This window comes from Halorubrum sp. SD41, assembly GCF_058630335.1.
The window spans coordinates 63,768-89,142 of sequence record NZ_JBZVGZ010000003.1 but is presented as its reverse complement, the minus strand read 5'-3'; the positions used below and the strand labels follow the sequence as shown (position 1 = coordinate 89,142).

25 protein-coding genes are annotated in these 25,375 nt (G+C 68.1%); 9 read left to right on the top strand and 16 right to left on the bottom strand.

Annotated features, from left to right (window positions below; all coding sequences use genetic code 11):
- From AC4NMM_RS01895 to AC4NMM_RS01885, 3 genes are all read right to left on the bottom strand, one after another.
- Complete coding sequence (locus AC4NMM_RS01895; RefSeq protein ID WP_491923400.1) at positions 1–1,821, bottom strand: acyl-CoA carboxylase subunit beta; 1,821 nt, start codon at positions 1,819–1,821, stop codon at positions 1–3.
- Between the two features lie 102 nt (positions 1,822–1,923).
- A complete protein-coding gene (locus AC4NMM_RS01890; protein ID WP_491923399.1) occupies positions 1,924–2,859 on the bottom strand; it encodes a class 1 fructose-bisphosphatase in 936 nt (311 codons plus the stop codon).
- On the bottom strand, positions 2,859–3,662 hold the full coding sequence (locus AC4NMM_RS01885) for a class I fructose-bisphosphate aldolase (RefSeq protein WP_491923398.1): 804 nt from the start codon (positions 3,660–3,662) through the stop codon (positions 2,859–2,861). Before AC4NMM_RS01885 ends, AC4NMM_RS01890 begins: the two co-directional genes overlap by 1 nt.
- 213 nt (positions 3,663–3,875) lie before the next feature.
- Here AC4NMM_RS01885 and AC4NMM_RS01880 point away from each other — a divergent pair, with 213 nt between their 5' ends.
- Entirely contained in the window at positions 3,876–4,733 is an 858-nt protein-coding gene (locus tag AC4NMM_RS01880) for a 3-hydroxyacyl-CoA dehydrogenase family protein (protein WP_491923397.1), read from the top strand.
- Positions 4,734–4,791: 58 nt separating this feature from the next.
- Here the strand turns inward: AC4NMM_RS01880 and AC4NMM_RS01875 are convergent, their stop codons facing one another.
- From AC4NMM_RS01875 to AC4NMM_RS01845, 7 genes are all read right to left on the bottom strand, one after another.
- A complete protein-coding gene (locus AC4NMM_RS01875; RefSeq protein ID WP_096394477.1) occupies positions 4,792–6,042 on the bottom strand; it encodes an RNA-guided endonuclease InsQ/TnpB family protein in 1,251 nt (416 codons plus the stop codon).
- Positions 6,043–6,264: 222 nt separating this feature from the next.
- A complete protein-coding gene (locus AC4NMM_RS01870; RefSeq protein WP_096394476.1) occupies positions 6,265–6,945 on the bottom strand; it encodes a phosphate ABC transporter permease in 681 nt (226 codons plus the stop codon).
- Between the two features lie 88 nt (positions 6,946–7,033).
- A complete protein-coding gene (locus AC4NMM_RS01865) occupies positions 7,034–7,312 on the bottom strand; it encodes a zinc ribbon domain-containing protein (protein WP_491923396.1) in 279 nt (92 codons plus the stop codon).
- A gap of 154 nt (positions 7,313–7,466) precedes the next feature.
- Positions 7,467–8,066, bottom strand: a complete 600-nt coding sequence (locus AC4NMM_RS01860) for a hypothetical protein (RefSeq protein ID WP_491923395.1) — start codon at positions 8,064–8,066, stop codon at positions 7,467–7,469.
- 139 nt (positions 8,067–8,205) lie between these two features.
- Positions 8,206–9,522 (bottom strand): MFS transporter, encoded by a 1,317-nt coding sequence (locus AC4NMM_RS01855; RefSeq protein ID WP_491923394.1) that lies wholly within the window; start codon positions 9,520–9,522, stop codon positions 8,206–8,208.
- A gap of 124 nt (positions 9,523–9,646) precedes the next feature.
- Positions 9,647–11,437 carry a hybrid sensor histidine kinase/response regulator gene (locus AC4NMM_RS01850; protein WP_491923393.1) on the bottom strand — a complete coding sequence of 597 codons (1,791 nt, stop codon included), beginning with the start codon at positions 11,435–11,437 and terminating at the stop codon, positions 9,647–9,649.
- 116 nt (positions 11,438–11,553) lie between these two features.
- Positions 11,554–11,961 (bottom strand): hypothetical protein, encoded by a 408-nt coding sequence (locus tag AC4NMM_RS01845; RefSeq protein ID WP_491923392.1) that lies wholly within the window; start codon positions 11,959–11,961, stop codon positions 11,554–11,556.
- A 495-nt stretch (positions 11,962–12,456) separates the two neighbouring features.
- Between AC4NMM_RS01845 and AC4NMM_RS01840 the strand changes: the two genes are divergently transcribed.
- From AC4NMM_RS01840 to AC4NMM_RS01810, 7 genes are all read left to right on the top strand, one after another.
- On the top strand, positions 12,457–12,999 hold the full coding sequence (locus tag AC4NMM_RS01840) for a hypothetical protein (RefSeq protein ID WP_491923391.1): 543 nt from the start codon (positions 12,457–12,459) through the stop codon (positions 12,997–12,999).
- Between the two features lie 119 nt (positions 13,000–13,118).
- Positions 13,119–13,799 carry a hypothetical protein gene (locus AC4NMM_RS01835; protein WP_491923390.1) on the top strand — a complete coding sequence of 227 codons (681 nt, stop codon included), beginning with the start codon at positions 13,119–13,121 and terminating at the stop codon, positions 13,797–13,799.
- Between the two features lie 330 nt (positions 13,800–14,129).
- Positions 14,130–15,527, top strand: coding sequence for a Y-family DNA polymerase (locus tag AC4NMM_RS01830; protein WP_491923414.1), 1,398 nt, complete (start codon positions 14,130–14,132; stop codon positions 15,525–15,527).
- Positions 15,528–15,592: 65 nt separating this feature from the next.
- Complete coding sequence (locus AC4NMM_RS01825) at positions 15,593–16,027, top strand: hypothetical protein (RefSeq protein WP_491923389.1); 435 nt, start codon at positions 15,593–15,595, stop codon at positions 16,025–16,027.
- A gap of 71 nt (positions 16,028–16,098) precedes the next feature.
- A complete protein-coding gene (locus tag AC4NMM_RS01820; RefSeq protein ID WP_491923388.1) occupies positions 16,099–16,686 on the top strand; it encodes an NUDIX hydrolase in 588 nt (195 codons plus the stop codon).
- Between the two features lie 85 nt (positions 16,687–16,771).
- Entirely contained in the window at positions 16,772–17,638 is an 867-nt protein-coding gene (locus AC4NMM_RS01815) for a CPBP family intramembrane glutamic endopeptidase (protein ID WP_491923387.1), read from the top strand.
- A gap of 89 nt (positions 17,639–17,727) precedes the next feature.
- A complete protein-coding gene (locus AC4NMM_RS01810; RefSeq protein ID WP_007996091.1) occupies positions 17,728–17,955 on the top strand; it encodes a hypothetical protein in 228 nt (75 codons plus the stop codon).
- A gap of 81 nt (positions 17,956–18,036) precedes the next feature.
- Here AC4NMM_RS01810 and panB read toward each other — a convergent pair whose 3' ends face one another.
- Positions 18,037–18,843, bottom strand: a complete 807-nt coding sequence (gene panB / locus AC4NMM_RS01805) for a 3-methyl-2-oxobutanoate hydroxymethyltransferase (RefSeq protein ID WP_491923386.1) — start codon at positions 18,841–18,843, stop codon at positions 18,037–18,039.
- Between the two features lie 144 nt (positions 18,844–18,987).
- Between panB and AC4NMM_RS01800 the strand changes: the two genes are divergently transcribed.
- Positions 18,988–19,410 (top strand): DUF5822 domain-containing protein, encoded by a 423-nt coding sequence (locus AC4NMM_RS01800; protein WP_491923385.1) that lies wholly within the window; start codon positions 18,988–18,990, stop codon positions 19,408–19,410.
- A 26-nt stretch (positions 19,411–19,436) separates the two neighbouring features.
- Here AC4NMM_RS01800 and AC4NMM_RS01795 read toward each other — a convergent pair whose 3' ends face one another.
- From AC4NMM_RS01795 to AC4NMM_RS01775, 5 genes are all read right to left on the bottom strand, one after another.
- Positions 19,437–20,045, bottom strand: coding sequence for an HAD family hydrolase (locus tag AC4NMM_RS01795; RefSeq protein WP_491923384.1), 609 nt, complete (start codon positions 20,043–20,045; stop codon positions 19,437–19,439).
- A complete protein-coding gene (locus AC4NMM_RS01790; RefSeq protein ID WP_491923383.1) occupies positions 20,042–21,232 on the bottom strand; it encodes an acyl-CoA dehydrogenase family protein in 1,191 nt (396 codons plus the stop codon). Before AC4NMM_RS01790 ends, AC4NMM_RS01795 begins: the two co-directional genes overlap by 4 nt.
- Before the next feature lie 56 nt (positions 21,233–21,288).
- A complete protein-coding gene (locus tag AC4NMM_RS01785) occupies positions 21,289–22,311 on the bottom strand; it encodes an AIR synthase family protein (protein WP_096396229.1) in 1,023 nt (340 codons plus the stop codon).
- Positions 22,308–23,543, bottom strand: coding sequence for an alanyl-tRNA editing protein (locus AC4NMM_RS01780; protein ID WP_491923382.1), 1,236 nt, complete (start codon positions 23,541–23,543; stop codon positions 22,308–22,310). Before AC4NMM_RS01780 ends, AC4NMM_RS01785 begins: the two co-directional genes overlap by 4 nt.
- Before the next feature lie 414 nt (positions 23,544–23,957).
- Positions 23,958–25,232 carry an RNA-guided endonuclease InsQ/TnpB family protein gene (locus AC4NMM_RS01775; RefSeq protein ID WP_491923381.1) on the bottom strand — a complete coding sequence of 425 codons (1,275 nt, stop codon included), beginning with the start codon at positions 25,230–25,232 and terminating at the stop codon, positions 23,958–23,960.
- Positions 25,233–25,375: the final 143 nt, after the last annotated feature.

The following is a 25,375-nucleotide window of genomic DNA, read 5'->3' as shown; positions in this document are numbered from 1 at the left end:
TCACAGCACCGTCCCGTGCTTCTTGTCGGGCAGGTCCTTCCGAACGTCCTCGTAGAAGTCGAAGCGCGCGGCCAGCTCGGCGCGGAGGTCGGAGGGCGGCACGATCTCGTCGATGACGACCTCGCTGGCCATCCGGTGGACGTCGATCCCCTCGCGGTACTCCTCGCGCAGGCGCTGTTCCTCGGCCGCGCGCTCCTCGGGGTCGTCGATCTCGGCGAGCTTGCGGGCGTAGACCGCGTTGATCGCGGCCTCGGGGCCCATGATTCCGATCTCGCCCGAGGGGAGCCCGACCACGCTCTCGGGGTCGTAGGCGGGCCCGCCCATCGCGTAGATGCCCGCGCCGTACGCCTTCCGCACGACGACGGTCTGCTTCGGCACCGTCGCCGACGAGGTGGCGTAGATCATCTTCTTCCCCTTCTCTAGGATGGCGTCCTTCTCCACCTGCGACCCGGCCATGAAGCCGGGGGTGTCACAGAGGTACAGCAGGGGGATCTCGTAGGCGTCGCAGGTCCAGATGAACTCCGCGGCCTTCTCCGCCGCGTCCGGGAAGATGGCGCCGGAGCGCTCGGTCGGCTGGTTGGCGACGACGCCGACGGGCCGCCCGTCGATCCGGCAGAACGCCGTGACGATCTCCGGGCCGTACCCCTCCTTCAGCTCGAAGACGGATTCGGCGTCCGCGATCCGGTCGATGAGGTCGTGAACGTCGTACGGCCGGTTCGGCGCCTCCGGGATCAGCTCGTCGATCCCGTCGGGCGAGAACTTCGGCGGCTTCGTCTCGCGTCGCGGCGGCTTCTCGCCCGCTCGGTCCGGGAGGTAGCCGATCAGGTCCGCGACCAGCTCGCGGGCGTGCTCCTCGTCGCGCGCGACCAGGTCCGCGGAGCCGGACTCCTCGGCGTGGACGCGCGGGCCGCCGAGCTCCTCTAAGTCGATCTCCTCGCCGGTGACCATCTCCACCATCCGCGGCGAGGCGATCGCCATCGCGGATATGTCCTCGACCATCACCGTGAAGTCGGCGAAGACGGGCGTGTAGGCGGCGCCGGCGATACAGGGGCCGTAGAGGACGCAGATCTGCGGGACGGCGCCCGACAGCATCGAGTGGTTGTAGTAGTACTTCCCGATCCCCTCGCGGTTGGCGAAGAAGCCGGTCTGCTGGTCGATCCGGCCGCCCGAGGAGTCCATCAGGTAGAGGACGGGGTTGCCGGTCTTCAGCGCGCGCTGTTGCATCCGGAGGAACTTCTCGACGCCCTTCGACGCCATCGACCCCGCCTTCACCGTGAAGTCGTTGGCCATGAAGTGGACGTCGCGCCCCTCGAACTCGGCCGCGCCCGTCAGTAGCCCGTCGCCGGGGAGGCGGTCGCCGTCGCCCGCATCGTCCTCCCCGTCCGCGTCATCGCCGCGTCCGGGCGCGTCCGGGTGCCAGTCGTCGAACGCGGCGAACTTCCCGTCCTCGAACTTCACCCCGGCCGGGTCGCCGTCGGCCGCGCTCGCGTCGCCGGCCCCCTTCGTCCCGCCCTCGCCGCCGAACCAGAGGTCGAGGCGGTCGCGGACGAACAGCTTCCCCTGCTCGGAGAGCCGGTCGCGGTACTTCTCCGGGCCGCCCTCGCGGATGTCGGCGATCTCGGCGCGGAGGTCGCGCTCCCGGTCCGTGGGGCCGAGGTCGTCGTCGAGCGGGTAGCTCGGCTCGGACGGCTCGGCGCTGGCGAGCGGCGTCTCCTCGCCCTCGATGTGGACGTCGACGTCGACGCCGAGGTGCTCGGCGAGCGACTTCGCTATCGCCTCGGCCTCCTCGGGGGTCGCCGCCGCGCCGACGTGGACTTTCATGGACGCAAGATTTGCGGAGAGTCCTAAACAGTTTTCCATGCGGGATCGGCGGCGGGCGTCGGACGACGGGACCGAGCCTCGGGGGCTGCGGAGCGGCCCGGCTCAGTCCGCGTCGACGGCGGCTTCCAGCCGCTCGATCAGCGCCTCGTCGCCGACGTACAGCGGGACGCGCTGGTGGACCGCCTCGGGCTCGACGTCGAGGATCGAGCCGGTTCCGTCCGAGGAGGCGCCGCCGGCGCGCTCGACGATGTACGCGATCGGGTTCGCCTCGAACTGGAGCCGGAGCTTCCCCTCGGGCGCGCTCCGGAGCGCGGGGTACGCGAACACCCCGCCGTAGGTGAGCACCTGGTTCACGTCGCCGACCATCGCGCCGCCGTAGCGGAGCTTCAGGTCGTCCTCGATCGAGCGGGCGAACGCGCGGAAGTCGGCGGGCCAGTCGGGCACCCGACCGCCGAACCCGTAGACGGTCGGGTCCTTCGGGAGCGTCAGGTCGGCCTCGACGACCGACCGCGAGACTGCCGGACCGTCCTCACCGCCGCCGTCGCGCTCGACGACCTCCTCGCGGACGCCCGCCTCGTCGGCGACGACCATCGTCGTGATCGGGCCGTAGAGGACGTATCCCGCGGCGACGAGGTCCCGGCCGCTCGCGGGCAGCGGGGCGTCGTAGATCCCGACGACGGTCCCCATCGCGTTGTTCGACCGGAGGTTCGAGGAGCCGTCGAGGGGGTCGATCGCGACCGCGTACGCGTCGTCCGGCCCGCTCCCCACGGCGCCGCCCGCGTCGACCGCTTCCTCGCGCTCCTCGCTGACGAACGAGCCGACGCCGTCGATCGCGGTGATCGCCTCGCCGAGCAGCTCGTCGGCGTACAGGTCGCCGGCCAGCACCGACTCGCCGGAGGCGTTCTCCGTCCCGCTCTCGACGCGGCGGCCGGGGAGCGCGGCGCGGATCTCGGGGGCGGTCGCCGCGACCGCGTCGAAGACGGCCGCGACGGTCGAGTCGGCGGGGCCGCCGTCGGCGCGAGGGTCGGAGTCGGACATCAGTCGTCGCTCTCGGCGATGGCCAGCGCCTCGGCCGGATCGACCTCCTGGAAGATCACGGCCTCCAGCGCGTCGAGGATGCGCTCGGGCTCGTCGCGCTGGAAGACGTTGCGGCCGACGGCGATACCGGTGGCGCCCGCGTCGATGGCGTTCGAGACGTTCCGGAGGAACGCCTCGTCGTCGCGCATCGTTCCGCCGGACATGACGACGTCCGCGGGGCCGGCCATCTCGACTGCGTCGCCCATCGCCTCGGCGGAGCCGGGGTACTTCACCTTCACCACGTCGGCGCCGAGCTCCAGACCGAGCCGCGCGCCGTACGAGATCACGTCCGGGCTCCCGTCGTTGCGGAGCCCCTGCCCCCGCGGGTACGACCACATGACGACGGCCATGTCGTGTTCGCGGGCGCCCTCCTGCGCCTCGCGGAACTCCTCGGCCATCTCGACCTCGTGGTTCGACCCGCCGTAGACGGTGAACCCGACCGCGTCCGCGCCTAGCTCGGCCGCGTACTCCGCCGTGCAGTTGACCGCGCTGTCCGGCTCTCCCATCCAGAGGTTCGAGGTCCCGTTGAGCTTCAACAGGAGGTTGACCTCGTCCTCGTAGTCGGGGTAGTACGCCTCCGCGAGCCCCTTCTGGACGGCCAGCGAGGTGACCGCCTCGTGGGTGGCGAGCTCGAAGATCCGCTCCGGGTCCGCCGTGTCCGGGTTCGGCTCGAAGTCGACCGGCCCGTGTTCGAGCCCGTGGTCGTACGCGAGGATGAGCGATTTGCCGTCGCGCGAGATGTCGTCGGCGGCGTGAGGAAGCATCGGTTCGTAGTTCAGTTACATACGTAAAAAGGGCTATGGTCGTTTCACCGAGTGTAAAGAAACAGAGACGCCGTCTGAGGGGCGTTTCGAGGCGAGCAACGAGCGATAGAGCGTGGGGATTCGTTACTACTCAAATTGTTAATTTCTTCGAACGGAGCGCGAACCGACCCGGCTTCCGCAATACTTACCACCCGCGGCGCGGCAGCGGTCCGCATGCGAGAACTCTCCGAGGTGGACGTCGTCGGCGTCGTCGGCGCCGGGACGATGGGCAACGGGATCGCGCAGGTCGCGGCGACCGCGGGCTACGACGTGGTGATGCGCGACGTCGAGCCCGAGTACGTCGAGCGCGGCCTCGACAGCGTCGAAGACAGCCTCGACCGGCTGGCCGGGAAGGACGCGCTCGACGAGGAGCCCGCGGCGATCCGCGACCGGATCGCGGGCACGACCGATCTCGGCGACCTCGCCGACGCCGACCTCGCGGTCGAGGCCGTGGTCGAGGACCTCGACGTGAAACGCGACGTGTTCGCCGACCTCGACCGCGTCACCGACGGCGACGTCGTCCTCGCGACGAACACCTCCACGCTGTCGATCACGAGCGTCGCGAGCGCGACCGACCGCGCGAGCGACGTGGTCGGCCTCCACTTCATGAACCCCGTCCCGATCATGGACGGCGTCGAGGTCGTGGTGGGCGAACGGACCGACCCCGCGGTCGTCGACTTCGCGCACGCCTTCGCCGAGGACCTCGGCAAGGAGACGTGGGAGGCGGACGACAAGCCCGGCTTCGTCACCAACCGGATCCTGATGCCGTGGATAAACGAGGGAATTCGCGCGTACGACGAAGGGGTCGCCGAGAAGGGCGACATCGACCGCGGCATGAAGCTCGGCACGAACGTCCCGATGGGCCCGCTCGAACTCGCCGACCACATCGGCCTCGACGTGGCGCTCGACGCCAGCGAGACGCTCCACGACGAGCTGGGCGACCGCTACAAGCCCGCCTACCTCCTCAAGCGCAAGGTGGAGGCCGGCGACCTCGGAAAGAAGACGGGGCGAGGGTTCTACGAGTACGAGTGACATCCTCCTCGCCGTAAACGGCGAGGCTTCCCGTCCCGCAGGTGGGATATTTGCTGGTCTACGACACGACCTGTTCTCTCGTGTGAAACGTCCCGCTCTCGCGGTCGAACAAGTGTGTCGATGGCTGTGCCACACAGCCGTTACTCCTATCCTCGCCGTGAGGACTCGGAGTTATCTTCTGACGCATATTCTCCGCCCCGTTACAATCCGCGTTGGCTACCAACTCGCACGACGAGCAGACGTACAGTCCACGTTCGACGCGGTTCGACTTCGTGTCGTCTCCACAGCGGGAACACGTTTTCGAGGTGTTCCACTCGTTCTCTTTCAGCACCTCCACACCGCGCATCTCGCCTTTGTATTCGAGGTACTGGTAGATGCGGTCGAACGGCCACGAGTGGAGCTTTTTGTTACCGGTCTTGCCCCAATCTGACTCACGCACGTCTTCAGGCCAACTCACCGCGAGCGTACCGACACCGCGTTCGACACACTCCGTAATGATGGCGTCCGTCAGCGTGTGGTAGTAGTGTGTCTCACGTTCGGAGAGTTTCCGACGCGCCCACCTCGACTGCTCTGATGGGCCACTCTCTCCCTCGGTGTCGTACTCGGCTCTGGTGAAGTAGTGTTTGTCTTCTTTGAGCGAATTACCGGGGTACAACACGTATTCATCGGGGAACGCGACCGTGGCGATGTTTGTGATGCCGAGGTCGATCCCTGCGATGCCGTCGCCAGCTGAATCCACTGTTTCGAGTTCGACCTTACACACGAAATGAAGTTCCCATTCGTCACCGTTCCAGACGGCACGAACATTCTGTACGCTGTTGACTTCCGAGAGGTCAACGTCTGGCCGGGTCTGGTACTCGCAAAGCAGGAAGTCTGAGAAGTGTTCTTTCAGATTCGAGCCTTTTGAGAGTCGGACCCGATTGTTGTCAGGATCGTGTTTGAACCCGTCTTCTTTGAACGTCACCGTGGAACGTGGCCGGGTGTCGCCGTGTTTGCGGTAGCCGGGCGGATTCACCTTTTGATCTTTCTGTCGCAGGTCGAACCACGACTGGAAAGCGTCAGAAAGTTCTTCGATGACTTTCTGACTGGATTGTGCGTTCAAATCTTTCCAGCACGACTGGTTTTTCATGTACGATTTCAGCACACTACCGTTTGGGATCTCACCGGTTGCGTCCCAGATACGGTCGGCTGTCCATCGTGCGACGTTCCAGATTTTCGAGGCGGAGTCTCCGAGCGAATCAAGACCATCACAGACCTGTTGGTGGTTCTGGATGGAACCAACGTAGGTACGTGTGGCCTTAATCGCCATACATAGACTATGTAGACAAACTAACTTAATGGTATGGATGTGCGTGGAATATCCGACCTGCCGTCCGTGAGGGATTGGGTCAGCGTTGTCGAATTCACTCCCGGCGTAAACGCCGGGATTCTCTCCTCGTAGAAAGATAGGCCGCCGCACGGCGCGGTCGGTGCGGTCGGCGCGGTCGTCGGCACGGCGAGGGCGCACGAGAGCGCGATGTGCCGCGAGAAATCAGGCCGCGTCCGCGTCGCCGTCGCGGTCGTCGTCCGCCGTCCACCGGCGCGCGCCCGGCAGCGAGCCGACCAGCTTCGTCACGTAGCCGAACTTGAACAGTCCCAGCTGCGAGAGCGCCCCGAGGACGAACACCGCGAGGAACGCGGGCGCGGACAGGTCGAAGAGGAGCGGCTGGACCGTCGTCTCCGCGGCGGCCGCCTCGAAGTCAGCGGGCGTCAGCGACCGCGAGGCGAACGCCGCGCCGATGAGCGCGGTCGAGACCACGAGCGTCGTCCGCGTGAGGACGAACCCGAACAGCGCGCCGACCGCGACGCCCGCCAGCGTCGCGCCGACGAGCAGCGCCGTCCCCTCGATCCCCGCCGCGTCGGCGGCGTAGAAGGGGCCGACCGCGAACCGCCCGGCGAAGCCGCCGACGATCGCCCCGATCCCGAGGACCGCGAACGAGAGCCCGGCGTACGCGAGGAAGCCGCCGAGGAGGCCGCCGACCGCGACCGCGCCGGCGGTGAGGACGGCCCCATCGACCGCGATCAGGCCGACGACGTTCGGCGCGAACAGGTAGCCGGCGCCGGCGCCGACGAGCAGCCCCGTCAGCGTCACCGCGTAGACGGAGACCGCCGCGCCGACGAACGCGAGCGCCAGCCCCGCGAGGACCAGGCCGCCGGTGAGTGGGGTGAGCATGTGGGTACCGTGGCGGCCGCTGGTATTTAAATTGTCGCGACCGAGGCGACGAGAAGCGCGCTGTCGGGGGGATCGGGGGCGACCGCTTTCACCGCGCCCGGCTCGCGGCCTGCCGGTCGATGTAGCGCGTGTAGCCGCCGACGGCCAGCCCGAAGCCGACGACGAGCAGGAGGAACCCGAGAAGGCGGCTCGTCCCGACGGTCATCACCGCGAGGACGGCGCCGAACAGCAGCGCGAACACGCCCGCGACGACGACGCCGACGTCGAGCAGCGGCGACGGCTGGATCGCGCGGCAGTGCGGGCAGATCCGCGCGTCGGCGGGGATCGGCTCGCGGCAGTCGACGCAGCGGAGGCGGTCGCTCGGCACGCCGAGCGCTTCGACTGCGACCGGTTTGGCTCTGTTGACTGCGTACGGACCGACGGGAGTCGCCCGCAGAACGCGGAGGACGTGGTCGACGCGAGAGTGGACCCGGCAGGAAGACCGCGCCCGCCGTCCGTGCGACGGCGAGAACTACGGGATATCAGTCGTCTCCGTCGTCCTCGTCGTCTTCGTCGTCTTCGTTATCTTCACCGTCTTCATCATCCTCTTCGTCCTCTTCTTCTTCCTCTTCGTCCTCTTCTTCCTCTTCCTCACCGTCGTCGTCCCCCTCGCTCTCGTCGTCCGCGTCGCCCTCGTCATCGTCCGCGTCGCCCTCGTCGTCCGCATCCTCATCGACTTCGTACTCGTACTCCTCCTCGACGAGGGTCAGCGAGCCGTCCTCGACGACGTACTCCAACTCGCCCTCCGCGTGGTCGGACTCGTACTCGACTTCGAGCTCCTCGAGCGATTCGTCGCCCTCCGAGAGGGCCGAGCGATCGACCGACGCGGTCCCGTCGGCGTCGGTGGTGAGGGTAACCGATTCTTCCCCTTCGACACCTATCGAGGCGTTCTCCACGGGGTCACCCCCGTCCGTGACGGTCACCGTGACGGTCTCGTTATCGACCGTCGCGTCCATCTCGAGGTCGGACACCGACGCCGTCGACGCGCCGGCGTCCGTCTGTGCCACGCCCGTCGCTACGGCGCCGCTTCCGGCGACGAGCAAGACGACCAGCACCGCCAGGAGGCTTCTTGAGACTGGCATTACAGTCGGCGTAACGGCCGCGAGGGGCATAAATCGGAAGCATCGTCAAATCGATTTTTATCGGATTAACCGAGTTAGTGCGGTTCGGTTGCCCCGCGGAACGCGTGCCGGGCGCGTTTTTCCGCCCCCCGTCCCCGCTTCAGTCCGCTCCCGCCGCCGCGGCCGGCTCCTCGCCGGCGTCCAGCGTCTCCTCGACCTGCGTGAAGACGGCGATCAGCGCGAGCACGGCGGACGCGGCCCCGACCGCGAAGGGGACGACGAAGCCGAAGCCGTAGAGCCAGCCGGACGCCAGCGGCCCCAAGGCGACGCCGAAGCCGAACCCCATCGTGAGCACGGAGAGGGTGGTCCCGGACTCCCCTTCGCGGGCGAGATCGCCGGCGAGCGCGAGCGACGGGGCGAACACGCACGCGACCGCGATCCCCTGCCCGAGGCGGACGAGCATCATCAGCGCGGGCTCCGTCACGATCCCCTGAAGGAAGGTCGTGGGGACGAGCAGGACGAACCCGGCGAGCAGGAACGGTCGCCGGCCGATCCGGTCGCTGGCGCGCCCCACCGGCACCTGGAAGACCACGTTGGCGATCGTCACGGCCGCGAACTGGGCGCCGAACCAGATCGGCGCCTGGTCTAAGCGGACGTTCACCTGGTTCTGGAGCGTCGCGAACAGCGCGATACACGCGCCCATCGCGACCGTCGCGAGCCCCAGCGTGAACACGGGGTCGAGCAGGCGGTCCTCGCCGCGGACCCGGATCGAGACGTCGTCGCCCGCCTCGGCCTCGACGTCGGCGTCGCGGACGAGCAGGAACACGAGCGTGAAGCTGAGGTACGCCCCCGCGCAGGCGGCGACGAAGGCCGCGTCGAAGCCGTCGAGGACCGGGAGCCCGACCGGCGAGAGGTCGTACGGGCCGGCCTCGACGACGGCGCCCGCGAGGACCGGGCCGAAGCCGAAGCCGATGAGCCGGAACGTGTTGTACACCCCGAAGTTCCCGCCGCGGTCGGTGTCGCTCGCGGCGTACTCGTTGACGAGGGCGACCGTCGCGGGGATGATGAGCGCCGCGCCGAGCCCCTGGATCGCGCGCAGCGCGACCAGCGCCGGATAGCTCGTCGCGATCGTGTACAGCCCGCTCGCGGTGCCTAAGAGGAGGATACCGGCGAGAACGAACGGGCGTCTCGCGCCGATGCGGTCGGAGAGCCGTCCCGTGAACGGCTGCGAGAGGCTGTTGAGGAAGCCGAAGAGCGAGAGGACGACCCCGATGAGCAGCGGCTCGGTCAGCGTGACCGCGGCCGCGCCGACCCCGACCTCCGCGCCGAGGAGTCCCTCGATGTCGACCACGTCGCTGGTGATGTACAGCGGGAGGACGACGATGAGGAAGGAGTTCCCGGCAGCGCCGACCATCCGCGCGAGCGCCAAAACGATCACGCGACGGTCGGTCTCGGCGATGTCGGAGAGGGACCCCATTCGCTCGGAGCTTCGAAACGGAGCATAAAGGCCCTTTTGAACGGGGGGAGTCGATCCGCTTTCGGGCGGAGGCCGCGGCGGTCGCCGGAGTCGAGCGGCTGAGGCGGTCGACCGGTCGGGCGGCTCAGTGAGCCGCCGGCGTCCGCTTGTCGACCCCGCGGACCTCGAACCGCGCGCCGCCGTCCTCGCCGGTCGTCGCCGCGACCGTCCAGCCGTGCGCGGTGGCGATCTCTTTGACGATCGCGAGCCCGAACCCGGTGTTGCCCGCGGCCCCGCTCTCGCCGGGCTCGAAGAGCGAGTCCGCGACCGCGGGGTCGATCCCCGGGCCGTCGTCCTCGACGAAGAAGCCGTCCGGGAGGTCGCCGACGCGGATCGAGACGTCCGGGCCGACGTGGTCGACCGCGTTGCGCATCAGGTTCTCGAAGAGGTTCCGGAGCCGGTCCGGGTCGGCGAGCACCTCGCGCTCGGTCTCGACCGAGAGGGCGGCGTCGGCGGTGTCGACGGTCGACCAGCTGTCGGCGACGACGTCTGCGAGGTCGACGGGCTCTGGGTCGCCGACGGTCTCCCCCTCCCGCGCCAGCGTGAGCGTGCGCTCGACGATCGACTCCATCCGCTCCAGCGCGTCGAGCGCGGCGGACAGGTTCTCGTCGTCCCCGTCGGCCGCCGCGTCCTGCGCGAGCTGGACGCGCCCCTGCGCGACGTTGAGGGGGTTACGCAGGTCGTGCGAGACGATGCTGGCGAAGGAGTCGAGCCGGTCGTTCTGCCGTTCGAGGGCGGCCTCGCGCTCCTTGAACGCCGTGATGTCCTCCTGGAAGCCGACCCAGTGCGTCACGGTGCCGTCCGCGTCGCAGATGGGGGCGACGCTCACCCGGTTCCAGAACTCCGTGCCGTCCTTCCGGTAGTTCAGCAGCTCGACGCTCGTCGACTCCTCGGCGTCGATCGCCTCCCGGAGCGCCCGGACCGACTCCGCTTCGGTGTCCGGGCCCTGAAGGAACCGGCAGTTGACGCCGATCGACTCCTCGCGGTCGTAGCCGGTCATCTCGACGAACCGGTCGTTGACGTACACCATCGGGTTGTCCTCCTGCCCGGGGTCCGTGATGGTGATTCCGACGGGCGCCTCGTCGAGCGCGCGGGTCTTCGTCTCCAGCTCCTCGCGGCGCTCGCGCTCGTCGGAGACGTCGCGGAGGATGCCGACGCTGCCGTCGAAGGAGTCGCCCTCGTACGGCAGCGCCGCCATGTGGTCGCGACAGGGGATCGGGTCGCCCTCCTTCGGGACGATATCGACCGCGAAGTGCTGGACGTCGGGGCCGTCGTCCGAGAGGATCGTGCCGAGCCGCGCTTCGGCCTCCTTGACCGCGGCGTCGTCCTTGATGAACCCTGGCGTCCGGCCGATGATCTCCTCGCGGTCGTAGCCGATGAGCTCGGCGAACGGCTCGTTGACGAACCGGAAGACGCCGGTCTCGTCGACGACGTAGACGGGGTAGCCGAGCGCCTCGATGACCGTCGAGTAGCGGTCGGCGATCTCCTTGGTCCGGTGCTCCTCGACGGCCTGGTCGACGCGGTTCGCGAGCCGGCGGAGCTGCTCGGGGCCGCCCTTCTGGAAGTAGCCGGTGACGCCGGCGTTGAGCGCCTGACTCGCGATCTCCTCGGACCCCTTACCGGTGTACAGCACGAAGGGTACCTTCCGGTGGCGCTCGCGCAGCGCCTCAAAGAACTCCAGCCCGTCCATCGCGGGCATGTCGTAGTCGCTGACGATACAGTCGAAGGCCGTCTCGTCGAGCTGTTCGAGCGCGGCCTCCGGGTCCGTCTCGGTCGTCACCGCGACCGCGTCGAGCTCCCGCTCGAAGTACGCCTCCGCGAGGTCGAGGACCGAGGGGTCGTCGTCGACGTGTAGCACGTCGATCGCTCCGGGCATACGGGAGGACAGGGACGCACGGGATAAACGACTACCGCCCCGGCTATCGGTTCTGGATCCGGGCTTGGCGACCACCGTTAATTGTCGGTTAGTATGTAGGGAAACATCAGTGATCGCTATCGACGGCTGTTCACAACATCGGATACGTACTGTGAGATGGTGCTGTTCGTTAGACCCATGTCGTGGGCAATTTCTTCAATCGGTTTGTCGTGGATAGCAAACAGATAGGCAGCGACGTACGGTTTTCCATGGGTACTAATCGCTACTGGCACGTATCCTCGATCTGCTTCATCATCTCGACAACCTGTTTTCGAGATGATCGCAGCCCACGCCAAGGCTCGCCGACGTGTTCGGTCAGCTTGAACCAGTTTCTCATTTGTGAACACATAGTGGTCTCTTGGAGTGTCAACCCAGTAACGAACATTCTGCGGCGTTTCATCGGCCCCATGTTTCTCCTCATCAGGTGCTGGACGGTGTACAGATACATTATCACCGTACTTTCCGATCCGTTCCTCGTCAACCATGGCTTTCTCCGACCCGTGTAGGGCAAATATACAGCATTATAACCACTACCTATTACCCCTCTTACAAGTTGATTTGAGAGAATATATACATTTTGTATAGACTCTGTGAAGGCCTCTAACTCTTCCTAACCGATCAAGTAGGCTATTCAGGTAATTTTTTAATAATTCCATTTCACGTGTATGAAAATATATAACATCCACAGCATTTATATCAGAAGTTAATTCTCAGAGTTGGCACCCCGGTGCTTTTTATACTGGAAAGCATCGGTTGAGTTGCGAACGAGAGATAGAAGGCTCGTCTCGGCGGTAGAGGCGACTTACACAATCGGCAGAAACATCTCTCTCGTTCGTTGAACAAGATGGGTGCGGCCCGTGGAAAGCAAGCACCCATCAGGCACCCACGGCCACCGTGGTGAACGCCGCAGGCTCAGGTAGCCGTTCATCGGCGATCATCCTGAGTCCTTCGGTGAAACGGTGGGTCCAAGAGAAACATCCATGAGCAACGAGAACGCCAACAACTCGACCGTATCGCCGAAGGCCGAACCCGCACCGACGCCGCTCATCTCGGCAGCGGACGTTCCGATAGCCGACCGTCCAACAGTACACATCCCCGAGGAACGGGTATACCCGCTATCTGAACACGCACGACGGATTGCCGAGACATGGTCGGGAACACCAACGGATCACCTCACGGGGCTGCTCGGGGAGGACGGCGTCGCAAAGCGGCTTGGGATCGCGGAGCAGCTCGACGTGGACGTCTACACCGACGGTGGCGACGGTGGAACCGACTTACGCTACCGAGGCGCGACGATTGATATAAAGACAGTCGGGCGTCATCGTTCGGACCCCGATCTCACCGTCGACGCGTACAGCCCACTCAATGCTGACTACTACGCGCTTGCCTCTCGCATCGGCGAGACGGACATTCGGCTCATTGGATACGCGCCGCGGGATTTCGTCGCCAACGCACCCACGTTCAGATACGAGGATAGACCCTACCACTGCGTGGAACAAGAGTATTTGTTCCCGTTTCTGTAAAAGGGAAGTAGACCTGTGCGGGAGCACCATGTATCCCACTCCGTCAGTCCCCCTGTGGTTCGTGACGCCGTCGGTGGTCCCATCCCAAATTAGTTAGTCAGCGGTGGGTGATCCACGATATGGCCGTCAATACAGCGGTAAACTTCCTAACGTTCGTCATCGAGGAAGTCGGGATCTTCGCCGTCGGTGCCACTGTTGTTGGGTGGGTGGCAAGGGATCTGATCAGCCAGCACTTCGATAAGGAGTTGAGCAAATACCAGTCGGAGATCGACAAGGAACTGAATCGGTATCAGACCGAATTAGAGAAGGACAAACTGCGATTTTCGGAGTTACATACCCAACGGGCCGAAATAACGGCGGATCTGTACGAGCGGTTCGTAGAGTTTGAAGAGGATATGCGGAGTCTCACAGACCCAATAGAACGGTCAAGTGAACCATCGAAGGATGAAAAACTGAAAACAGCAGCAGAGTCAGGGAACCAATTCATGAACTTCTACCTGAAAAATAAAATCTACTTCCCCCCGCATATCTGCGAGACGGTTGAAGAACTGAACAAGGAGCTGAAGGGCGTACATAGCAAGTTTAGGATTTACAGACCGTACGAAAGTTCACCAGGAGATCCACAGGACATCGACCAGTGGGACGAGTCTTGGAAGAAAGTAACAGAGGAGGAAGTCCCTGAATTGAAGTCCGAGTTAGAAGATCACTTTCGGGGACTGCTGGGTGTAGAGTTTGAACAAGATAGCGACTCCCCACAAGAGTCGGAAACAGAGGCCGAGACGGAAACAGCGAAAGAATAGAGCTGTGCGGGGGGTTAGTATTCCTACCTCCCTTTTTGACGGAGTCCCACCTTCACACCCGCCGTTACATCCACTGTGCCACGAGAGAGACAGATTTGATACAACGAGAGTCACGGTGTTCGGGGACTGTTCACCCTCACAATCCGCGAGAGACATCTCATAGGCGTCTCGTGGGTCGATAGGTTCGAGTGCGTTCGTGGCCATAGTCTGGACGAACATCCGATGACCGACGACGGGGGGCGTGACACCGACACGTTGGCAGCATACGCCGACAGAAACACGCACAACGAGGGCGACGACGGGTCCGAGCGCATCGTCTGTCACGTCGACATGGACTGCTTTTACGCATCCTGCGAGCGGCTGCGACACCCCGACCTCGCGGGCGAGCCCGTCGTGGTCGGGATGGGGTACGAGCCGGGCGAGTCGATCGGCGCGGTCGCGACCGCGAGCTACGAGGCCCGCGAGTTCGGCGTCGACAGCGCCATGCCCATCTCGAAGGCGCTGGAGCTGCTCCCCCGCCGCGTCGACGCCGATCCCGACGATCCGGACGCGCCGGACCCGGCGGAGACCGGGCGGTACCTCCCCGTCGACCTCGAGTTCTACGAGGAGGTCGCGAGCGAGGTGAAGGAGGTCCTGCGCGACTGCGCGGACACCCGCCGCGAGGTGAGCATCGACGAGGCGTACCTCGACGTCACCGACCGGACCTCGTGGGCGGTCGCAGGAGGCAGCGGCGGGAGTCCGGGCGACGGGGGCGAGGGCGGCGACGGCGGCCCCGAAGACCCGCCGCCGAGCGGCGCCGCGGGCCCGGCCGAGGCGCGGACGCTCGCCGAGGGGTACGCGCGCCACGTGAAAGACCGGATCGAGCGGGAGGCCGGGGTGCCGGCGAGCGTCGGCGTCGCGCCGAACATGTCGGCCGCGAAGGTCGCCAGCGACGCCGACAAGCCGGACGGCCTCGTCGTCGTGCCGCCGGGGTCGGTCGCCGAGTTCCTCGCGCCGCTGCCGACCGCCGACGTCCACGGGGTCGGCCCCGTCACCGAGGAGACGCTCGCGGAGCTTGGGATCGAGACCGCCGGGGACCTCGCCGCCGCCGACCGCGACCGCCTCGCCGACGCGTTGGGCGAGCGCGGCCCGGAGCTCTCCCGGCGCGCCGCGGGCGACGACGACCGCGAGGTGACGCCGACCGGCCTCCCGAAGAGCCTCTCGCGCGAGTCCGCGCTGCCGACGACCGCCGACGAGGCGACGAAGCGGGAGACCGTCTCCGCGCTCGCCGCCGACGTGGCCCGGCGCGCCCGCGAGCGCGGCTGCCTCTACCGCACCATCGGCATCAAGGCGGTCGAGCCGCCGTTCGACGTGAACACCCGCGCCCGGAGCCTCCCCGGGCCGGTCGACGACCCGGACCTCGTCGAGGAGGTGGCGCTCGACCTCCTCGACGAGTTCGACGACGCCCGCGTCCGCAAGCTCGGCGTGCGCGTCTCGAAGCTCGACTTCGCCGAGACCGACCAGGCGACGCTCGGCGGGTTCGAGGGAGGCGAGGGGGGCGGCCGAGAGCGCGGCGGCGACCGCGAGCACCCGCGGACCCGGAGCGAGCGGGGCGGAGAGGGAGACGGGGGCAAGCTCACCGACTGGGTCGGCGGGTCGCCGGACCGGAACGACGGGGACGGACCGACCGACGGGCGCGACCGGCGGGACACCGACGAGGGGCAGGCGTCGCTCGGCGACTGGGGCTGAGGGCTCCGAGGCGACCCCGGCCGCGAGCCCCGAGGCTTTTGCGCCGGGGCGCGGATCGGTCGCGCATGCCCTCCCTCCGCGCGCTCCTCCTCGGAACCGACCGCGACCGCCCCCGGCCCGACCCGCGGCTCGCCGCGCCGCCGCTGTGCTTCGCGCTCGTCTTCGCCGCCTACGCGGTCGGGCTCTTCGAGGTCACCGGCGGCGTGATCCTCCTCGCCGGGGACGCGGCGGTCGCTGGGCTACTCGCGGCCGCCGTCCTCCCGGTCCGGCGGAGCGGGCTGGTCGCCTCGTGGGCGAGCGCCTACGCCGCGCTCCTCGGGCACCGCGCCGACCACTACCTGCTGGGGCTCTCCGGGCGGTCGCTCGGGGAGCGGTTCGTCGCCCTCCTCGGCGTCGAGGGGCTCGCCGTCCTCGGCGCTGCCGCGCTCGCGATAGGCGGTCTCGGGTGGGTCGTCGGGACGGCGGGCCGCCTCGCGGTCGAGCGCGTCCGGGACGCGTGACGGACACCGGACGGCGCGACCGGGGCCGCACGACGACCGGGTATTTACGCGCCGAGCGACGACCGCGATCCATGGACGACGAAGCGGCCGACCTCTCGTGGGAGACGCTCGACTCGGCGGTCGACTACGCCTGCCCCGGCTTCGACGTGCGACGCGACGAGGTGCGGTTCCCGGACGGCGAGACGGACGGGTTCCACTACGTCGACGAGCCGCCGGCGGTCGTGGTGCTCCCGCTGACGCCCGACGGCGACGCCGTCGTCATCGACGAGTGGCGACAGGCGGTCGAGCGCGTGAACCGCGGGATCCCCGCGGGGACGATGGAGCCGGAAGACGGAGAAGAAGGCGCGGACGGCGGTGTCACCGACGAGGCTGTCGAGCGCGCCGCGGCCCGCGAGCTCGCCGAGGAAACGGGGTACGAGGCCGACGCCTTCGAGCGGCTGACGACCGTCGAGCCGACGAACGGGATGGCGGACTCGGTCCACCACCACGTGCTCGCGACCGGCTGCGAGCCGACGGCGGACCGTGATCTGGACCACAACGAGTCGATCGCGGTCGAGACGGTGCCGTACGACGACCTGCTCGCCGCGGTCGTCGACGACGGGCTGCGCGACGGGCGGGCCGTCACCGCGGTGCTGTGGTACGAACTGCTCCACCGGTAACCGCGGCTCGGGCGCCCGAGAGATGGCCGTCCGCGCGCCGTCCGACACGGACAACCATTTTGCCGAGCGCCGCCTATCCCGAGCAATGACAGATCCCTCCAGCGGCGATCCGGTTTCGGACGGGGGCGTCTCCGAGGAGTTCGACGGCGCCGGACCGGACGCCGTCGACGACGCCGGCGGCCCCGAACGGACCGGGGGGTCGCCCGGTATCGCGGTCGCGACCGCGCTGCTCCTCGGCGTGCTCGGGCCGGTCATCGCACTCGCGAGCGGCGTGGCCGTCTTCGCGATCGACTCGCTGACCGGCGGGCTCTCCCTTGTCGCGAGCGTGGTCCTCACGCTCGTGCTCGGCCAGTACGTCGCGTTCGGCGGCCTCGCTGTCGGCTACCTCGCGTGGCGCGGCCTCGACCGCGAGGGGATCGTCTCGTACCTCGGCGTCCGGGTGCCGAGCCTGAAGGAGATCGGGATCGTCCTCGGCAGCTGGGTCGTGATCCTCGTGTCGATCCTCGTTATCTCGACGATCGTCCAGCTGCTCGGGACGGAGACGGCGGCGAACCAGAGCGCCGAGCTGGCGATGGGGAACCCGGCTATCATCCCGCTTTTCATCGCGGCCTCGTTCCTCGTCATCGGCCCCTGTGAAGAGATCCTCTACCGGGGCGTCGTCCAGGGGCGGCTCCGCGAGTCGCTCCCGGCGGCCCCGTCGATCCTGCTCTCGGCCGCGATCTTCGCGACCATCCACGTGATGGCGCTGACCGGCGGCCTCTCGGCGCGGCTGACGACCGTCGTCATCCTCTTCGTGCCGAGCTTGGTGTTCGGCGCGGTGTACGAGTACACCGAGAACCTCGTCGTCCCCGCGCTGCTCCACGGACTCCACAACGCCGTGATCTTCACCGCCCTCTACGTCACGGTGACGCAACTGGACCCGAGCGAGCTGTCCGCGGTCCTCGCCGTCTGAAGACGGCGGGAACGGTCCCGGCCAGGGGACACGTTTCGCGAATATGAAAATAGACTTATGTGTATCGGCTAACAGAGTGAGATCGAACCATGGGACTGTTTAGCAGCCCGAAGTGTGACGCGTGCGGGAACAAGCTCTCGGACGCGAAGCACTTCCACTGTTCGAACTGCGGCATCGAACTCCACCTCCAGTGTGCGAAGAGCAAGGGTTGGATGCGGGAGGGCGCGACCGACAGCGGCGGCCTGCTCAGTTCGGGCGGGACGCAGTTCCACTGGGACTGTCCGAACTGCCCGCACACCGCCACCAAGAAGGTGTGAACCACGCCGAGAGGGCCTCGCCGCGTCGGGGGGCAGAAGGATTTTTGACCGCCAGACGCGCTGCGAGAGATTTTTTCTGACTCAGTACAGGTCGTCGAGGTTCTCCTCGACGTGCGAGTGCTCTGCGGCCGGGAACTCGCCGCTCGTCACGGCCTCCCTGTACGCCTCGACGGCGTCGACCATCTCGCCGCGCACGTCGCCGAACCGCTTCGCGAACGGCGGCGACCACTCGCCGAGGCCGACCGCGTCGTTGATCACCAGCACCTGCCCGTCGCAGTCGGGGCCCGCGCCGATGCCGATCGTCGGAACCTCCAGCGCCTCGGTCACCGCGCCCGCGAGGTTCGCGGGGACGTGTTCCAGCACGAGCGCGAACGCGCCGGCGTCGGCGTGCGCGCCCGCAAGGTCGATTATCTCCTCGGCGGCGTCCTGCTCCGTCCCCTGTCGGGTGTAGCCGCCGAGCCGGTTCACGTGCTGGGGGGTCAAGCCGAGGTGCGCCATGACCGGGATCCCGACCTCGGTCATGCGGCGGGTGGTCTCGACCGTGTGCGGGCCGCTCTCGATCTTCACCGCGTCGGCGTTCGCCTCCTTCAGCAGGCGGCCGGCGTTCCGCACCGACTCGGCCTCGTCGACGCCGAAGGAGAGGAACGGCATGTCGGCGACGACCAGCGCGTCCTCGGTCGCGCGCGCGACCGCCGCGGTCCGGCTCGCGACCTCGTCGAACGTCACGGGGAGCGTGGAGTCGTAGCCTAAGGCGGCGTTGCCCATGCTGTCGCCGACGAGGACGACGTCGATCCCGGCCTCGTCGACGACCGCCGCCGTCGGGGCGTCGTAGGCGGTCAGCATCGTGATCGGATCCTCGGCGTCCCGGAGTCCCCGCGTCGTGGTCATGCTCGGGATTCACCCCCGCGACGCCCTAAATTCGTCGGGAACCGGAAGCGAGCGCGGGCGCGCGGCCGACGCCGCGCTCACCGCCGACCGCCGGCGCCGCGGCCGACCGCCACCGATTTGCCGTTCGGCCGCGGAGTCCGCGGTGTGCAACCAGTCGAGCGGGCCGAGTACGAGGGGGTCGACTACGCGTGGGTGATGCAGACGACGTTCGTCGTCACCATCCTCGTCGGCGCCCCCGCCGCGGCCCTGCTGTCGACGCTCGTGACGCTGGAGTCGTGGGGCGCGCGCGCCGCGTTCGCGGTCCGGGTCGGCGCCCCCATCTGGTTCGTCACCGCGGTCGCCGTCGCGCTGTACGCGAGGCGGGCGGAGGCCGGCGACGGCGGCGCGAGTGCGGACGACGGAGCCGGTTCGGACGAGAAAATCGGCTCGGCCGGCGGCGGAGAGCCGATCGAGAACGGAGAGCCGATCGGGAACAGCGAGCCGACCGACGACGGCGAGCCGACCGACGACGGCGAGCCGACCGACGACGGCGAGCCGCCGACGAACGAAGCAGGAAAGCGAGACTGAACGCGCGCGACGCCTTTCTATACGCGCTACTTCGCGAGCAGGTCCGAGACCCACGCGAAGTCGACGCCGCCGCGCTCGGCGGCGACCGCGTCGGTCCGCGAGTCGCCGACGAACAGCGCGTCCTCCGGGGCGGCGCCGAGCCGGTCGATCGCCGCGAGCAGCGACGCCGGGTCCGGCTTGAAGCTCTCGACCGTGTCGCGGCCGACGATCGCGTCCGAGACGAGCGCGTCGTCGAGCCCGTGAGTGTCGACCGCGATGCGACACGCCGCCTCGCAGTTGAGCGAGCAGACGCCCGCGGGCGGATGCGAACCGGCGTCGGCGCTAGCCGCAGTTCCGGTCAGCCGATCCCCCAGCGGGAGCCGCGTCGACTCGCGGGCGCCGGGGCGCTCGTGGAGCGCGATCGCCTCCTCGACCTCGTCGCGGACCCCGTAGTCGTCGGCCGCGCCGAGCAGGTCCCACAGCTCCTCGGTCGGGGGGATGAGCGCGCGCTCGGCGTAGACGTCGAGGACGTCGGCGGCGACGGCGTCCCAGTCGACCGCGAGCTCGACGAGGGTGCCGTCGAGGTCGTAGACGACCGCGTCGTAGCCGGCGAGACGGGAACCGGCCAGCGCCGACTCCGGATCCCCGTCGGTCACTCGCCGAACACCCCCCGGGCGATGATCGTCTTCTGGATCTCGGTCGTCCCCTCGTAGATCTCCGTTATCTTCGCGTCGCGGTAGAGCCGCTCGACGTCGAACTCGGTCGTGTAGCCGTAGCCGCCGTGGATCTGGACCGCCTCGTTCGTCACCGACATCGCGGCCTCGCTGGCGCGGTACTTCGCTTTCGAGGCGGCGACGCGGTAGTCCTCGCCCGCCTCGGCCTGCCGGCACGCCTCGCGGACGAGCAGCCGCGCGGCCGACACGTCCGTCGACATCTCCGCGATCTTGTGCCGGATCGTCTGAATGTCGCCGATCGGCCGGTCGAACTGCTCGCGCTCCTCGGCGTACGACGTCGCCTCGTCGAGCGCGGCCTGCGCGACGCCGACCGCCTGCGCCGCGATCCCGATCCGGCCCTCGGTGAGCGTGCGGAACGCGGCCGAGAGCCCCTTCCCCGGCTCTGTGAGGCGGTTCTCGGCGGGAACCCGACAGTCGTCGAACGTGATCCCGGTGGTGTCCGAGGCGCGGAGGCCGAGCTTCTCCTCCTTCTTTCCGACCTCGAACCCGTCGGCGTCGGCCGGGACGAGGAACTGGGTGATCGCGTCGTCGGGGTCGCGCGCCTCGGCGTCCGCGTCGCCGCCCTCCCCCGCGGCCTTCGCGAAGACGATCGCGACGCCGCCGCGCTGCCCGTTCGTGATCCACTGCTTCTCGCCGTTCAGGACGTACTCGTCGGCCTCGGGGTCGTACGTCGCGGTCGTCGACATCTCGGCCGGATTCGAGCCCGCGTGCGGCTCGGAGAGGCAGAACATCCCGACCGGGCGACCCGTCTCGGCCATCTCCGGGAGCCACGCCTCGCGCTGGGGCTCGGTACCGAACTCGGCGATACAGGAGGTGGCGAGGCAGTGGACGGAGAGGGCGGTCGCGACCGCGAGCGACCCGTGCGCCAGCGCCTCGTTGACGACCGCGTAGGTGGTCTCGTCGGCGCCGAACCCGCCGTACTCCTCCGGGACCGTCAGGCCGGTCAGCCCCAGCTCCGCGAGGCCGTCCCACACTTCCTCCGGGAACGTCTCCGTCTCGTCGGCCTCCGCCGCGGTCGGCCGGACCTCCTCGGCCGCGAACTCCTCGACGAGGTCGCGGACCGCCGCCTGCTCGTCGGTGAGCGCCGACCCGACGCGTGCTCCGGTCATGTCACCGCCTTCGGTCCCTCACCGAAAAAGGTGCGCGATCGGGCGGGGGAGGGAATCTATTCCCGGGCTTCCCAGAGCGGGTACAGCTCGTCCCGCGGGGGCTCCGCGAGCGCCTCGCCGTCGATCCGGACGGTCCCCGGCTCCGCGTCGCCCTCGGCCGAGCCGGCGTCGCCGTCGCTCTCGGCGGCCTCCACGACGCCGATCTCCGCCCCCTCGATCCCGGCCGCGTCGAGCGCGCCGAGCGCGTCGTCGACCCGATCCGGCGGGACGGCCGCCAGCAGCGCGCCGGAGCCGAACGTCGCGAGGGGGTCGACGCCGAGCGCGTCACAGCAGGCCCGCGTCTCGGGGCGGACCGGGACCGCGTCGCGCTCGACGGCGAAGGCGGCCCCGCTCGCGGCCGCCATCTCGACGAGGGCGGTCGCCACGCCGCCCTCGGTCGGGTCGTGGAGCGCGGTCGCGGCGTCGCGGACCGCGGCCGCGTCGGGGACGACGCTCACCTCGTCGAGGAAGCCGGCCGCGGCGTCGAGCGTCGCCGCCGGGACGCCCGCCTCCAGACACTCCTCGCGGAAGTCGGTCGCGAGGATCGCGGTCGCCTCGATCGCCGCCCCCTTCGTGAGGAGGAGCCGGTCGCCCGGCTCGGCGCCGCCGCTCGACACGAAGCGGTCCGTCGTCCCCATCGCCGTCATCGAGCAGAGCGGGCGGTCGAGCGCGTCCAGCACCTCGGTGTGGCCGCCGACGACCGCGACGCCGAGGGCCTCGGCGGTCGCGTCGACCTGCTCGGCGACCGTCCGGAGCCGGTCGGGGTCGTCGTCGGGCAAGAAGAGCGTGTGCGTGAGCCACCGCGGGTCGGCACCGCTCGCGGCGACGTCGTTGCAGGCGACGTGAACGGCCAAGGTGCCGACCGACTCCGCGGCCAGCGAGAGGGGGTCGGCCGCGACGACGAGCGTCTCCCCGGCGTCCGAGAGATCGATCGCGGCCGCGTCCTCGCCGTAGGCCGGTCCCTGCGCCACGGCCGGGTCCGCCGCGCCGGTGGCCGCGAGCGCGGTCGCGAGCGCGTCGGGACCCAGCTTCCCGGTCATCGCTCGCGGAGCCACGCCGCGACGGCCTCGGGATCGGCGTCGAGACCGCCGCCCTGCGCGAACGTCGGGCCGCCGCCGCCCCCGCCGCCGAACTCGTCGGTGACCGCGCCGACGACTTCGCCGGCGTCGACGCCGGGGTCCCCGACAGCGTCACCGTCGACCGCGACCACGACGAACGGGGCGTCGCCGGTGCCGACCGCGGCGAGGGCGTCGGGGGCGTCGTCGCCTCCGAGCGCCTCCTGCGCCGGCTCGCGGAGCTCGTTCGGATCGGCGTCGTCGACGGTCCCGATCGCCCACCGCGCGCCGTCGACCTCGACGGTCGGGAACTCGCGGAGGCGGGCGCCGAGCAGCTCCTCGCGGGCGTTTCGGAGCTCCGCCTCCAGCCGGTCGGCCTCGTCGCGGAGGCGCGCGACCGCGTCCGGGAGGTCGCCGACGCGCGCGTCGAGCGTCGTCGCGGCGTCGAGCGCGGCGGCGTGGACGGCGCCGAGCTCGTCGATGGCCGTCGGACCGACCGCGAACTCGACGCGGGTCACGCCCTCTCCGGGGTTCGACCGGTCCAGCACCGCTATCGGGCCTATCTCCGCGGTACTCGCGACGTGGGTGCCGCCGCAGGCGGCGACGTCCCAAGGGTCACCCTCGTCGCCGACCGTCACGACTCGGACCGCGTCGCCGCCGCTCATCGCGCCCTCCTCGGTCTTGGTGTTGAACGCGATCCCGTCGACCTCGCGGGCCGCCTCGGCCGAGTGGGTCTCCCACGAGACGGGCAGCGAGTCCCAGACCGCGCGGTTGGCGAGCCGCTCTAACTCGATCAGGTCGCCGTCGCCCAGCGGCTCGGCGGTCGTCAGGTCGACGCGGACCTTCGTCTCGGAGATGTCGAAGCCGGCGTAGCCGAGGTCGTCGGCGATCCGCCGCGCGGCCCCGTACAGCACGTGCGAGGCCGTGTGCGCCCGCATACAGTACGTACGGAACGCGTCGTCGACGAGGCCCGTGACCTCGTCGCCGGGCGCGAGATCGACCTCGGCGTCGGGAGCGAGCGCGTGGACGACCGCCCCGTCCCGTTCGACCACGTCGTCGACGAGGTGGCCGTCGAGCGTCCCCCGGTCGGCCGGCTGGCCGCCCGACTCGGGGTAGAAGTACGTCTCGTCGAGGACGACCTCGCTGCCGTCGACGGACTCGACCGTCGCTTCGAACTCCCGGACCGTCGGCTCGGCCGGCGCGCGTGAAGCGGTCATTGCCGGGACGTGGGTACGGGCGGATAAATAGGTGGCCGCCGCGCTGGCATTTATAAGAGAACCGCGGTGGCGCGTGCCGACGAGCGCCCGCAGGGCGCGAGTCGCACGCGCGAGGGAGTCGGTGGTCCGGAGCGAAGCGGAGGACCACCGACGAGGCTGGGGAGGCGTGAGGTGCTGTGCGGTGCGGGGGTGGGACTCGAAGGGGCAGCCGGGAGGCGGCCTGAGGCGACGCAAGCACCGCAACGAGGGAGCGAACGGAGTGAGCGACCGAGTGAGGAGCGCAGCGAGCGTCAGGCCGCCTCCCGGCTGGGGCTTCGGCGGTGTGAGTCGACGATCCGCGCTCCACTGCTTTTGACATCCTCCTCCGCCTGAAGGCGGAGGAATCCCACGGCACCGCACCGCTGAGTTGGGATATTACGGTTCGCGGTTCACGACCTGTTCTCGCGGGGCGAAACTGCCCTCGCTGCGGTCGAACAGGTGAACCGCTGGCTGTGCCAACCAGCCGTTATCCCTATCACCGCCATCCGTGGCGAGACTCGGGAGTACCTTTTGTCGAATGTTCTCCGCACCGTTCACGTCCGCGTTCGCAACCGTCTCGCACTCCTCGCACACGTACAACCCACGTTCGACACGTTGGTTGTCGTCTGTGTGGCCGCACGCCGAACAGGACTTCGACGTAGCCCGTTCCGACACCAACTCCATGTCGATGCCTTCGGCTTCTGCCTTGTAGTCAAGCAGCGTCGTGAAGCGGTCGAACGCCCACCCGTGTAAGTCGAGATTGCCCTGGTCGCCCCAGTTGCGTGGTTCGCCGTTCTTGTCGTCTTCTCGGATGCCACCGAGGTCGCCAACGACAAGCGTCCCAACACCTCGTTCGATACACTCCTCGACAATCGCTTTCGAGAGTGCGTGCAAGAAGTGTGCCCGACGACCAGTCCGCGTCCGGTCAAGACGGGCGGCCTCACGAGACGAGGGATCGTCGCACTTGGCTTTCTTTTTCGTGAAGTAGTATTCGTCCTCTTTGAGTGCGCCACCGGGATACAACACCGACTCATCGCCGAACGAGACGGCAGCGAAATTACAAATCCCGAGGTCAACACCGGCCACCTCGTCGCCCGGTGGGTCCGGGTCGATGACGGTGCGACAGACGAATTGAAGACGCCACTCGTCGCGCTTGTAGATCGCGCGAACCTGTTGAATGTCCCACTCGGTCAGGTCAACGTCCGGGCGAGTCTCGTACTCGCACAGGATGAAGTCTGAACGGTGTTCTTTGAGGTTGCGGCCTTTCGAGAGGCGAACACGGGTGAACCGTTCGTCGTGCTTGAAGCCAGCCGCTTTGAACGACACGGTTGAACGCGGGTGGGAGTCTCCATTTTTGCGGTAGCCGGGCGGTCGGGCACGGTTATCGCCGTTCCGACGCTTGCCGAACCAGCCGTTGAACGCTTCAGCGAGTTCTTCGAGAACGCGCTGACTGGATTGAGAATGCAAGTCCGTGTAGCGTTCGTGGCTTTTGAGTTCGGCTTTGAGTTCCCCATCATCGGGGATCTCGCCCGTTTCGTCCCACTGTTCTTGTGCGTAGTAGCGACCGACGTTCCAGAGTTTTGAGGCGGCCCATCCGAGTTGGTCGAGGTCGTCACGAACCTGCCGCTGGTTCGTGATGGTGGCCTCGAAGGTTCGGACGGTTCGACTCATTTATGGCTTCATAACTGGTTATGGATGGCATTTTGTTAATAGTGTCGGTTGGCCTGGAATATCCGGCCTTGCTATCGACGGTTGATTGCGGAGGCGTTGTCGGATTCATCCTGCGCCTAAAGGCGCAGGTATTCTCCTTGATT